This is a genomic window from Pseudoalteromonas sp. Angola-4, assembly GCF_028599265.1.
GTDB lineage: Bacteria > Pseudomonadota > Gammaproteobacteria > Enterobacterales > Alteromonadaceae > Pseudoalteromonas > Pseudoalteromonas atlantica.
This window is the reverse complement of the sequence record NZ_JAQREK010000011.1, coordinates 23642-36603: the sequence shown is the minus strand read 5'-3', so window position 1 is coordinate 36603 and position 12962 is coordinate 23642. Positions and strand designations below refer to the sequence as shown.

General features: G+C 39.0%; 9 protein-coding genes. 6 read left to right on the top strand and 3 right to left on the bottom strand.

Going from position 1 to position 12962, the window contains the following annotated elements; all coding sequences use genetic code 11:
- Positions 1-280 precede the first annotated feature (280 nt).
- Positions 281-3055: a hybrid sensor histidine kinase/response regulator gene (locus PSH48_RS13270; RefSeq protein WP_273611726.1), complete on the top strand. Its 2775-nt coding sequence runs from the start codon at positions 281-283 to the stop codon at positions 3053-3055.
- A 50-nt stretch (positions 3056-3105) separates the two neighbouring features.
- Here PSH48_RS13270 and PSH48_RS13265 read toward each other — a convergent pair whose 3' ends face one another.
- Both PSH48_RS13265 and mutY read right to left on the bottom strand, forming a co-directional pair.
- Positions 3106-3378 carry an oxidative damage protection protein gene (locus tag PSH48_RS13265; protein ID WP_004587535.1) on the bottom strand — a complete coding sequence of 91 codons (273 nt, stop codon included), beginning with the start codon at positions 3376-3378 and terminating at the stop codon, positions 3106-3108.
- A gap of 33 nt (positions 3379-3411) precedes the next feature.
- Positions 3412-4473 (bottom strand): A/G-specific adenine glycosylase, encoded by a 1062-nt coding sequence (gene mutY / locus PSH48_RS13260; RefSeq protein WP_273611725.1) that lies wholly within the window; start codon positions 4471-4473, stop codon positions 3412-3414.
- 161 nt (positions 4474-4634) lie between these two features.
- On the opposite strand from mutY, the gene trmB reads away from it, so the two are divergent.
- The 4 genes from trmB to arcA all read left to right on the top strand — a co-directional run bounded on the left by trmB (position 4635) and on the right by arcA (position 9396).
- Positions 4635-5360 (top strand): tRNA (guanosine(46)-N7)-methyltransferase TrmB, encoded by a 726-nt coding sequence (gene trmB / locus PSH48_RS13255; RefSeq protein WP_024031613.1) that lies wholly within the window; start codon positions 4635-4637, stop codon positions 5358-5360.
- A 44-nt stretch (positions 5361-5404) separates the two neighbouring features.
- Entirely contained in the window at positions 5405-6430 is a 1026-nt protein-coding gene (locus PSH48_RS13250; protein ID WP_054983843.1) for a methyltransferase, read from the top strand.
- Between the two features lie 154 nt (positions 6431-6584).
- Positions 6585-8189 (top strand): HAMP domain-containing sensor histidine kinase, encoded by a 1605-nt coding sequence (locus PSH48_RS13245; RefSeq protein ID WP_138578541.1) that lies wholly within the window; start codon positions 6585-6587, stop codon positions 8187-8189.
- 490 nt (positions 8190-8679) lie between these two features.
- On the top strand, positions 8680-9396 hold the full coding sequence (gene arcA, locus PSH48_RS13240) for a two-component system response regulator ArcA (protein WP_004587530.1): 717 nt from the start codon (positions 8680-8682) through the stop codon (positions 9394-9396).
- Positions 9397-9410: 14 nt separating this feature from the next.
- Here arcA and arcB read toward each other — a convergent pair whose 3' ends face one another.
- Entirely contained in the window at positions 9411-11729 is a 2319-nt protein-coding gene (gene arcB / locus PSH48_RS13235) for an aerobic respiration two-component sensor histidine kinase ArcB (RefSeq protein ID WP_273611724.1), read from the bottom strand.
- 226 nt (positions 11730-11955) lie between these two features.
- On the opposite strand from arcB, the gene folE2 reads away from it, so the two are divergent.
- Positions 11956-12876 (top strand): GTP cyclohydrolase FolE2, encoded by a 921-nt coding sequence (gene folE2, locus PSH48_RS13230; protein WP_273611723.1) that lies wholly within the window; start codon positions 11956-11958, stop codon positions 12874-12876.
- Positions 12877-12962 lie beyond the last annotated feature (86 nt).

Here is a 12962-nt window from a genome sequence, read left to right as displayed (position 1 = left end):
CTATCGACTGAGCCATCTGGGCGTGCGGCGTATTAAACGAGTTTTGCCCTTACAAGTCAACTTTTTTTTTACTCTTTATAACTGTTTGAACGGTTTTCACACAACAAAGCGTGTTTTTATATACTAATGTTTATTTATCCAACAAAAACTCACAAAAAACCTTAATTTAATCAATTAAACCAGACTAAAAACGTAGTGAATTATTTTACGTAAATGATACGATTACTGTGAAAATACGATAAGGGCTTATCGTACAAACAAATACCAATGGGAACAATCAATGCAGAGTAAATTCTCTTCGCCGGTGAAAGGCTTACTGCCGCTTTTTTTAATAATTAATATTGCAGTAACAGCGCTTGCTATTGTTGCCTTTGCGTTTTACTCGCAAAACACACAACCTGCACCAGCAGCCAAACAAAAAGTAAGTATTACGCAGCTAGCACAGCAACTTGATTTACCAATGGTAGATGCACTTACTATGTATGGGCAAGGCAAGGTGCGCCAGCTACTTGAGCTTACCTCAGTATTAGATGATGAGTTTGAATATACGCTCTATCGCTTTAATGCCACCTCAGAAACCCAACTTGTATATAGCAGCACTAAACCCGCTATCGAGTCTAAAAAAGTAGATGAGCATTTAACTGAGCAAGGTGTATTGCACCATATATTGCTTTTGAACGACCAGCCTATTGGTGAGCTAATAATAAAACAACAGTTACCTGCACCGCCTTTAACGCAGCAAGACTCGCAAGTAATAGCCTATATTATTGCAATTGTAAGCGTGTTTGCCTTATTTGCATTAGCCCTACTATTTAATACCTATATAAATACTCGCTTACGTAAAAGTAGTCATTTATTAAATGAAGAACTTCAAGCGATTACCGAAAATGGCAATTACGACAGTAAAGTAAGTGAAAAACTAGACTTAGGCTTATCTGGCGTGGCTAAAAACATTAACTTGCTGCTAGATAAAGTTAACTCAGTAATGTCTGAAAAAGAGGCTGCGCAAAAAGAGCTTCAAAAATTACAAACTGGCCTTGAGAGCGAAGTACAACAAAGAACAATTGCATTAGAGCAAGCGACATTAAAAGCACAACGCGCTAGCGAAACTAAAACGACCTTTTTAGCCACTATGAGCCATGAAATTCGCACGCCTATGAACGGCGTTATTGGCACTATAGATTTATTAAGACAAACAGAGCTTGATGGCGCGCAGCATCGTTTAAGTACTATTATCCGTGAGTCAGCGTTTTCACTATTAAGTATTTTGGATGATATTTTAGACTTCTCTAAAATTGAAGCGGGTAAGCTAAATATTGACCCTACGCCTTTTTCAGTTACTGATACGATTGAAGAGGTTGCTCGCGTGCTTTCATCTGTTGCTAAAAAGCGCAAATTAGATTTAGAGCTTTCTATTGCGCCAGATATTCCAACTAATTTAACGGGCGATACAATACGGGTTCGCCAAGTACTGTATAACCTTTGTAGTAATGCAATTAAGTTCACCAGCACTGATGACAAACGCCAAGGGCACGTAAAAATATCGGTAGAAGTGGCTCATAATACGGCGGATCATTTTACGCTGCGTTTTTGCGTTACCGATAACGGCAAGGGCATGACCCAAGCGCAACTGCGAGAAATATTTAACCCGTTTGTGCAAGCCGAAAACTCAATTACCCGTGAATACGGCGGCACTGGTTTAGGGCTTTCTATTTGTAAAAGTTTAACCGAGCTTATGCTCGGTACTATTAATGTAACTAGCCATGCAGGCATTGGTAGCGAATTTACCGTTGAGCTTCCATTTGGTACCTCAGGAAAAATTAAGTACGCACATAAAAATGCGCTCAATGGCAAACATGTAGTGGTAGTGAGCAATCATTTAGAGCGCGAAAAAGCAATGTACCGCTATTTGTCATTTATGGGCGCTAAAATTACCTACGTGCACAACCAGCAAGAAATAGAAGCTCAACAAGAGCAGCACGACATTATCTGGGTTGTCGATGGCATAGATGATATGGAAAAAGTTAACTCTTTACTGCGTCGTCTTATTTACTCACTTGAAGATAATAATCAACAAGTAGTGGTATTAAGTAAGCTTGATGAAGCCGCTATAAACCATAAAAATGTATTTTATATTAATGCCTCACCGCTGTGTAAATCTAACTTTATGATGTCGATATTGGTAGCAGCAGGCTTGCATCAACCTAAACAAATTAAAAAAACAAAAACACTCAACAATTATTTAAATGTTGAACAAGCACGCGATGCAAATAAACTCATTTTATTAGTAGAAGATAACCTACTAAACCAGCAAGTTTTAACCGACCAACTGCATATACTAGGCTATGGCGTTGAAGTAGCAAATAACGGTGAAGAAGGTTTAGATATGTGGCGTCAAAACAATTACTCGCTCATATTAACCGACTTACATATGCCAAAAATGTCAGGTTACGATATGGTTGAAAAAATTCGTGATGAAGCCGAGTTGTTAGACTCTATAGACGCTCAGCCTTATATTATTGCGGTTACTGCCAATGCGCTCAAAGGTGAAAAAGAGCGTTGCCTAGCGGTAGGTATTAATGACTTTATTACTAAGCCTATAGAGCTTAATGCCTTAGAAGATACCTTAAAGCGCTGGTATGATAAGCATAATAAAGACCAAACTGTTGTTATTCATCAAAAGCCTGCCATGCCTATTAATATGGACGCGGTATCGACTTATGTAAACGGCGACGAAGCCAAACAATTACGCTTTTTCAAAATGTTTTTAGAGCAAAGCCAAAGCCTAATTAAAAGTATTAATTCCGGCGTTATGGTTAATGACAGAGACGAGATAAGCAGTGCTTGTCATCAGCTAAAGGCTATCTCTAAAACTATTGGTGCAGAGGCCGTTGCGCAATGTGCAGAAGAGTTTGAAGAGAAGTGTCGAAATGCCGAGCTCGATACTGATGAGCTAATAGCGCAAAGAGATACCCTTGAAATTGAATATTCTAAAGCTGCGCAGTTTTTAAAAGAGCAAGTGCGCTCAGCGAATACTGATGAAGAAACGCTATAAAATATAGCTATAAAAAAAGGGCTATATAGCCCTTTTTTATAGCCTAGAAATTACTTTTCAGGAGGTCGATAACCTTCAATTTCTACGTCTTTGTCTTCAAACAAAAAGCCAACCATTTGCTCTTCTAAAAACGTACGGTGCTCTGGGTCCATCATATTTAAATGCTTTTCGTTAATTAGCATAGTTTGCTTATGCTGCCACTGGCCCCACGCTTCTTTAGAAATATTATTAAAAATTTTCTCGCCTAGTTCACCAGGGTATAACTGAAATCCAAGCCCTTCGGCTTCTTTTTGTAACTTTTGACAAAATACTGTACGTGCCATAATTGACTCTCTTAAGCGCTAAATGCTAATAGTTTAACCTATTGGGCTCATTTGTTTAACCAACTTTTTAGTCGGTGCGGCTAAACCCACCTCTATAGATTGATCGAGTGGGTACCACACAAGTTGTTTATCGTTTACTACATCCGGTACGTTATTAATATTAAGCACATGTGGATTTATTGTAAGCTCAAAGTGCGAAAACACATGAGTAAAAGGCGTTAGCTCTTCCAGCTCGGTTTTTAAGCCTTGCTGATTTAAAAATAACACCATTTCGCTGTATTCGTTAAACTCAAAAAAGCCAAACAGACCGCCCCAAATACCGCTACTTGGGCGTTTTTCCATTAAAACTTTCTCGTCATGCTGAATAATTAATTGATGACAACTCTTTTTAGGCACCACTTTTTTAGGTTTAGAATGAGGAAACTCTTTTACTTTACCGGCATTAAACGCACCGCAATCGCTATTAAGTGGGCACGCTTGGCAATCAAAGCGACTGCGAGAGCAAAGGCTGGCGCCCAAGTCCATCATGGCTTGGTTAAACTCAGTCACATTGTTTTTAGGGGTTAACTGGGTAGACAAATGCCAAAGTTGGTTTTCTACTTTTTTTACCCCATACCATCCTTCAACCATAAAATAACGGGCAAGCACTCGCTTAACATTACCATCTAAAATAGGGTGGTGCTGGCCAAGCGACAGCGATAATACCGCACCTGCGGTAGAGCGCCCTATTCCGGGTAAATCCATGACTTCTTCAAGTGTAGTTGGAAATTTACCTTGGTATTTATCTCGCACTATTTTGGCCGTTTTATGTAAGTTACGTGCCCGTGCGTAGTAACCTAAGCCAGTCCAATGATGCAGCACTAAATCTTCATCTGCATTTGCTAAAGCTATGATATCAGGGAAGTTTGCCATAAACTTTTCAAAGTATGGAATAACCGTAACAACTTGCGTTTGCTGTAACATTACTTCTGACACCCACACTTTATAAGGTGTTTTACCTAGTTGCCAAGGCAATGTTTTACGCCCATGAAGGTGATACCACTGAACCACTTGGTTAGCAAATTTGTCTGACTGCTGTTTATTTAAATCCAACATATACTACTTTTACTCATGCTCAATAGCGGCTCAGTCTATTGCAGTTAATAAAAAGATCAAGCTATGAAGGCGCTATAACACGCTAATACTTGTGATTAGCTGCGTGGTCAGGGATAATACGCAACCATTTTTAAACACATTGTTTTTGTCAGGCCAATAATATGAGTGAATCAAGTAACAACAACCTTGAGCAAGCTAAGCAAGAAGGTAAATATATCCGCACAATTCGCAGTTTTGTAAAACGCGAAGGCCGCTTAACTAAAGGCCAAGCTGCCGCAATTGAAAAATGCTGGCCAACTATGGGGCTTGAGCATAAAAACGGCCTACTCGACTTAGCCCAAGTATTTGGCAATAACAATGATGTAGTATTAGAAATTGGTTTTGGTATGGGCAAGTCATTAGTTGAAATGGCGAAAAATGCACCGCACCTAAACTTTATTGGTATTGAAGTACATCGCCCAGGCGTTGGCGCATGTTTAATGGATGCAGATGAGGCCGGTGTTACTAATTTACGTGTATTTGAACACGATGCGGTAGAAGTACTCGCTGACTGCCTTGCAGATGAAAGCTTAACAACGCTGCAGTTATTCTTCCCTGATCCATGGCATAAAAAGCGTCATCATAAACGCCGTATAGTGCAAACAGAATTTGCTGAAAAACTGCGTACAAAATTAAAAATTGGCGGTGTTTTTCATATGGCTACTGACTGGGAAAACTACGCCGAGCACATGCTAGAAGTTATGCAAGCAGCGCCAGGCTATAAAAATCAGTCATCTACCAACGACTACGTGCCTCGCCCTGATTCGCGCCCGCTAACTAAATTTGAACAGCGCGGCCACCGTTTAGGTCACGGCGTATGGGACTTAATGTTTGAGCGCACAAAATAATTACACCAATTTACTAATCAATAATTTGTAAGGCAAAGCCATTTATGAGCGTATTAACCAACCCAAGTTTACTGTTACTTCGTAATAGCGAAGAACTAGTGGGAAAATCTATCTTGGTGGTCAACTTTGTTCAAGATGGCTTTTTAGCAGAGCTAAAGCAGCTAAATCCTCAAAGTGCCATCACCGCATTTAGTTATAACCATGCTAATGGGGAATTTGCTAAAAAAATAAATGGCATAAACGTGTGTGTTAACCATGAAATGGCCGCCAACGATTATGATTTAGTCATTCTTTACTACCCAAAATCAAAACCTGAAGTATTAATGGCACTTGATAATATTCGCGCCGTTATTAACGAAAAAGCACAGCTACTTGTGGTAGGCGAAAATAAAAGTGGCGTTAAATCGATAGAAAAGCAGCTCGCGGGCAAAGCGCAGTACAGTAATAAAATTGACTCTGCTAAACATTGTATTTTGTTTTCATTTGAGCAACTAGAGAACAATCCAACCTTTGAGATTAGCCGCTACCATAAAACGTTTAGAGTAAATGTAGCAGGAGTAGAGTTTGATGCTATCAGTGTTCCGGGAGTATTTAACCACGGCGCTTTAGACGCTGGCACAAAAATGTTGCTAGAAAATGCCCCTACCACTAAACAAGGTAATGTACTGGATTTTGGCTGTGGCGCGGGCTTAATAGCCACTTTTTTGGGTATTAAAAACCCAGCACTGACTTTTACTTGCAGCGATGTGAGCGCACTTGCAACTTATGCTACTGAGCAAACATTAAAGCTTAATAATATTAAAGGCGGCACAATTTTAAGTGATGGCTTAAAAAGTATTAGCGGCAAGTTTGATTTAATAGTTAGTAACCCGCCTTTTCATACTGGCATAGCGACCGACTACACAATTGCTGAAGCATTTTTATCAAATGCTAAGCAGCACTTAACCAAGGTAGGAAAGCTAAGCATAGTGGCTAATAGCTTTTTAAAATACCCGCCAATTTTAGAGGCGCAGTTTGGTAGCTTCCACACTGTGTACAAAAATAACAAATTTGCCGTTTACAGTAGCTAACTAATTATACTTAATTAGGCTAAGTGTAATTAATACTTAGCCTAACTTTCGAATAAATATCAGAATTAATTTCACTATTTCCCTTCACTTTCTATGGTTTTTGCTAAACTAAAGTTCTAAATATAAATATTCATGCTTAGGCGATGCAGCAATAATGCCAAAAAAAGTACATCAAAAAAGTATTCGAAAAGCGCTGATCAACACCATCATGCTTATCACTGCTATTTGTTTAACTTTATCGGTTTCAATTTCCACTTATATGAGTGTAAAAGAACAAAAGGAACTGATCATAAACAAGCTCGTGATCCTTTCCGATATTGTTGCTTTTGATGCCGCAGGTTCATTGGTAAAAGACGACAGAAAAACAGAAGAAAAACGCCTAAAGTCGTTTGATAAAATCCCCCTTGTTAAAAACATTCATATTTACGCAATAGAGAAAACATCGAGTAAACCTGTATTTTTTATTAGCTTTAATGCTAAAAAAACCCCACCTGTTCCGCTGCGCGTAGACAGCATTAAAGAGCTTAACGAGCCAAGAGTGACCAACAATTACATTGAGCTAATAACACCTGTGCTTAATAACGAGCAGGTGGTGGGTTACGTTTACATGCGTGGTAGTTTAGAAAGCCTAGATGAATTTATAAAACAAAAAATTATTATAGATATTTTCCTTACCCTGTTTATTTTGTTTTTTGTGTACTTTATAGCGATAAAAACACAAAAAAGTATCGCTAACCCTATTGAACACTTAAGTGTATTGCTACAAGACGTATCAAAAAATCATAACTATGACGTACGCGCACCAAGCACCAGCGTAAAAGAGGTTACAGCCCTATCAAACAGCTTAAATATCATGCTTACTCGCACCCGTAAGCAAATAGAACGTCATGAAAAAGACAAACTAGAGATTAAACAACTCAACCAAAGCTTAGAAGAAAAGGTAAGCCAAAGAACAATAGCCCTGCGCGAAGCAAACCAAGAGCTGCTTTCTACCCTTGAGCGAATGCACCAATACCAAGAACAAATAGTAGAAAACGAAAAAATGGCCTCATTAGGGCAAATGGTAGCCGGCGTAGCCCATGAGGTTAACACCCCAATTGGCCTAGGTATTACTGGCTCAACCTTGCTGCGCGATAAACTTGCCGATATTCAGCTTAGTTTTGATAATAAGTCTCTTACTTCTAACCAATTAAAACGCTTTATTGACGAAGGTATCGAAAACCTTGATTTAATTTATAGAAACCTAAATCGTGCGGCCGACCTTATCTCTAACTTTAAAAAGGTAGCTGTAATTCAAGATGACGGGATTAAAACCCATGTAAACATCCATAGGTTAATATCTGATGTGTTAATGTCGATTCAATCAGAGTTAATAAAGTCAAAGCCTAACGTTGTGATCAATTGCCCGAGTGATTTAACCATTGAGAGTAAATCTGAGCCACTACAACAAATTTTCCAACAGCTTATTTTAAACTCAGCCATTCATGGTTTTAGCAATAGCGAAAATAACGAAATTAAGTTTGATATAGAAATAACAGGCCCACAAATAAAAATAATCTACACAGATAACGGCCAAGGCGTTGATAAAAATGTCAAAAATAGGATATTTGACCCATTTGTAACCTCTAAGCGAGGCCAAGGGGCAAGTGGTTTAGGCATGCACTTAGTGTACAACTTAGTAACCCAAGCACTAGGTGGGCATATACTGTATGACCTAGATGCAAAACCCGGCGTACGCTTTGTTATTACAATTCCATAAAAAGTGTTTAAAAAAAGAGTATTTATTTACGCTTTTTACTTGAATTACCATTTAATGACCTTATAGAGAGAGCATGTGATATTTCATGTTTAATTATTTAACTTGATCTAATAATTAAGCGATACAATTTCTGAACTTTATTGCTCTTGCAGTATCACATACATTGATGAAAGGTTATAAAATGATATAATTCCGTTTTGAATTTGCGCGATTATTTTTAGTACCTTTAAGCGATTGGTGGATGTATCAATTATTAAAGGAAATGGCTTCGTTTTCATAATTCAAAAAGCTGCATCCGTTATATATCATTAAACAGTAGTTTTTGCACAATGCCTTTTGGTTAGTTTGGAACACCCCTACTGTTTTATTTTTATCCAACTTGTTTTTTCTTGTTAACATTTGGGTATAATCCTATAATCTCTAGTAATCGAATTATTTAGTTAAGATTCGATTTTTTGTAAATAAAATATTCCAAAAAGGTTAATTAATAATGCAAACGCCAGTCATTCTAATCGTAGAGGATGAAGACGTAACTCGACTAAACCTCGTGAGTTTATTTGAAGCTGAAGGTTACAAAGTTATTGAAGCCATTGATGGCGATGATATGCATGACAAGCTTACAAATAATGATGACGTCAATCTTGTAGTTATGGACATCAACCTACCGGGTAAAAACGGGCTAATTTTAGCACGTGAATTACGCCAAAAACGTAAAGTCGGTTTAATCTTTTTAACCGGCCGTGATAACGATGTAGACCGTATTTTAGGTTTAGAAATTGGTGCTGATGATTACATCACTAAACCTTTTAACCCTCGTGAATTGACTATACGCGCTCGCAACTTAATTACCCGTACAGCGCTAGGCGGCGAAGAGTCAGTGCTAGAAACCAACGGTGTAATTACATTTAACGGTTGGGAACTTGATGAAAACAGCCGTTGTTTAACGTCACCAAATGGTGATGCTAAGCGTTTACCTAAAGGTGAATACAGAGCGCTGCGTTTAATGCTTGATTCTCCAGGGCGTATTTTTAGCCGTGAGCAACTTATTAAGCATATGACTGGCCGTGAACTTCGCGCTAATGACCGTACAGTAGATGTAACGATTCGTCGTATTCGTAAGCACTTCGAAAGTGATAATTCTACTTCTGAGCTAATCAGCACCATCCATGGTGAAGGTTACCGCTTTATTGGTAAAATCGACGCTTAATTAGAGTAAACCGCTTACTCTAATAATTGTAAAAACGAATGAAGGGCAATTTGTCCTTCATTTATTTTATCTGCCAATGTATCTAACCATTCTTTTAGTACTTCATCTGATTTATCAAGCGCACCGTGTTCCATCTTTTTAGCATGTAACTGTACGTCGTTTAATCCTACAGAGCCCGCAGCACCTTTAAGCTTATGCGCCACCGATTTGTACTCTTCCCTGTCGTTTTCATTTAACGCGCTTTGCAGCTCTTGCTGATATTGCGGGTTTAGTTTTTCAAACAAACCACTGCTGCGCTTAAATACTTCAAGCCCCATAGAGTTTACAAAGTCTTCAATGGTTTCAACATCAAGCACACCTGCATTAATGCCCTCAAGCGCTTCTTTACTTACCGTTAGCAGCGGTTTGTCTGATTCACTTTGTTGAATATCAAACAAATCAGCCAGCATTTTATCAAGCTTTATTGTATTAATGGGTTTAGCAAGCGCCCCTTGCACCGAAATGCCTTCTAAGTCTTCTTCGGCGCTACGTACATTCGCTGTAAGCGCAACGATAGGTAATTTATCAAAATGGCTATCGGCACGTATTTGTCTTGCCACCTCATCACCATTTATATCGGGCAGTTGCATATCAAGTAGTACTAAATCTAGCTCGTCTTCGGTTTCTACAAACGAGAGTGCATCTTCACCTGTTTCGGCCCAAATCACTTCATGGCCGCGCTGCTCTAACAGGTTAGTCGCAATTTCAGCATTTAATGGCACATCCTCTACAAGTAAAATATATAAACCTCTACCTGCATAGCTTTGTTCGGTAGGCGCTACACATAAGCTAAGCGGTATGTGTACTGTAAAGCAGCTGCCTTCACCTTCTGTACTGGTTACCGAAATAGTGCCTTTCATTGCACTGACCAACGCTTTGGTTACGGCTAAACCAATGCCTGAGCCAATCGCGTTTTTACCGCTTAAATCTGGGGCTTTGTAGTACATATCAAATATGCGCGAGAGTTGATCCTCTGGGATCCCCTGCCCTGTGTCTGATATTTTAAGTTCAAGCCACGGCCCGTCGTTACGCTCTTCTCGGCTACATGTGAGTTTTACCTCGCCATGCTGGGTAAACTTAACGGCATTATTAATTAAGTTCCATACCACTTGGCGTAAACGCGTTGGGTCTAGGAGTGCATAAACATCTAATGTGCCATTTCGCTCAATTGAAAATTCAAGCTCTTTTTGTTCAGCAATTAAGCCGGCAAAGTTCACTACATCGTTAATAAAGTCTGAAACGTTAATAGAGTCGGTTGCTATATCTAACTGCTCTCGGTCTATTTTATCTAAATCTATAATATCGTTAAAAATATTCCCTAAGGTTTCAGCACTCGAAAACACCGTATTACACCAACTGCGTTGCTGTTTATTAAGCTCTGTATCAAGTAGCATTCGGGTTAAACCTACAATGCCATTTAATGGCGTGCGCAGCTCATGACTAAGCGTTGCTATAAACTTACCTTTATCCTTATAGGCTGTTTCAAGCGCTTGTGCTGCTTCTTTACGGCTGGTTATATCACGGCCAAATGCAAGCAAACCTATGTAGTCACCTTGATCGTTTATAAACGGTAATTTACGCAGCTCAAACCAACGGTTTTCACCATTAACCATATATTCAACATCAATTGTCAGCGCTTGATGCGTTTGCTCGACTTGTTTATCGGTTCTGAGTACTTCTGCTAAAAAGTAGCTAGGGAAAATCTGCTCCACTGTTTTACCAATTAGTTCAGCGCTGGTTTTGCCCATAACCTCTTCAAACATTTTATTACAGCCGGCAAACACGCCGTTGTTATCTCGGTAATAAAATAAATCGGGGGAAGAGTCGACAATAGAGCGAAGGAGCATGCCTTGCTGAGCAAGTTCTTGTTGTGTTTTTTTACGCTCTGCTATTTCGCGGCGAAGCTCTTCAATGGCGCGATGCTTGGCATGAAAGGCCATTTTTCGCTCATCTATTTCAATGTTGAGGCGGTTGATATTATCTTTTAATGTTTGATTTAACAGCTTTTCTTGTTTTGTGGCGCTGTCTAAATAAGCGTATGAGGCATCTAATTGTCTAATCGAGTTGAGTAAAATACTGATCATAAAGGGAGATACAACCGCAGTAAAAAATACCACAGCTAAAATATCAACTAAATTAACCTCACCCAGTGCCACATAATAAAACATACTCGACAATATAAGCGACACGCCTAATAAAAGCGCGTAGCACATTGCCGCGGTTTTTAACTCGCCAAAGCGAGTTATTAAACTAGAAAGTACTCGAGCCCAAGGGCTCAAAGAAGAATCGGTCATAGGTCAGTGTATCTCGTTACTAGGCATAAATAAAAAGTGCCTATTAATAGTCAAACGCATTTTGCAGCAGATTTTAGCATTTTTCTATTAGCTATATTCATGTTGTGCGACAAAAACAGAAAATTTTCATGTTTACTTTTGCCTACTTGTTAAACTCATCATTTCAGCAATAAATTATTTAGTGTAAAATGCTGCGCTTTATTATGACCAATAACGAGTAGCGCACATGCAAACCAACATGCCCGATATAGCTGATACGGCTCCCGCCTTACAAACAGGTAAGTTAGACTGGGTTGGTATGGGCGAAATAGAACTGCCATTTATTTTTGAATCGAAAGATTTAGCACCCGTTACCGTTAACGCAAAAGCGCGTGCCTTTGTTAATTTGCATAAAGAAGACGCTAAAGGCATTCATATGTCGCGTTTATTTTTAGCGCTTGATTTACTCTCAACAGAGCAACAAGTTAACCCACAAACTTTAGCTCAAGCACTCGATACCTTTATCACCAGCCACGAAGGATTAAGTGACAAAGCCCAAATAGAGTTTAAATTTGAATTACCGCTGCGTCGTAAATCGTTATTAAGCGGTAAAGCAGGTTGGAAAAACTACCCAATTACCCTAACCAGCACTATTGAAAATAGCGTAATTAGCTACGAGCTAAGCGTTGATGTTACTTATTCATCAACCTGTCCATGCTCTGCAGCACTTGCTCGTCAACTTATTCAAAATGCTTTTAGCGAAAAGTTTAACCAAGAAACACTTAATCAAAAAGATGTTTTAGCATGGCTAGGTACAACGCAGGGTATTGTGGCAACGCCTCACTCCCAGCGTTCAATTGCAAACGTTAAAGTAAAGCTAGACAACACAATTAGTGAATTTGACGTAGTAAATTTAATTGATACATTAGAAGCTGAGCTAAAAACCCCCGTACAAGCGGCAGTAAAACGTGAAGATGAGCAAGAATTTGCCCGCCTTAACGGTCAAAATTTAATGTTTTGTGAAGACGCTGCACGTAAAATTAAAGCGGTTCTTGAAAACGATAACTTTAGTGATTACTGGCTACAAATTAACCATTATGAATCGCTCCATGCGCATGATGCAGTCGCGATTGCCGTTAAAGGAATTGAGGGCGGTTACAAAGCCTAACAGCCCTGCTGCATTAATAATAAATACATACGGTAATTAGCCATAATAACCAATTTTTAGGCACGTAAATTGCTTTACTTGAGCAG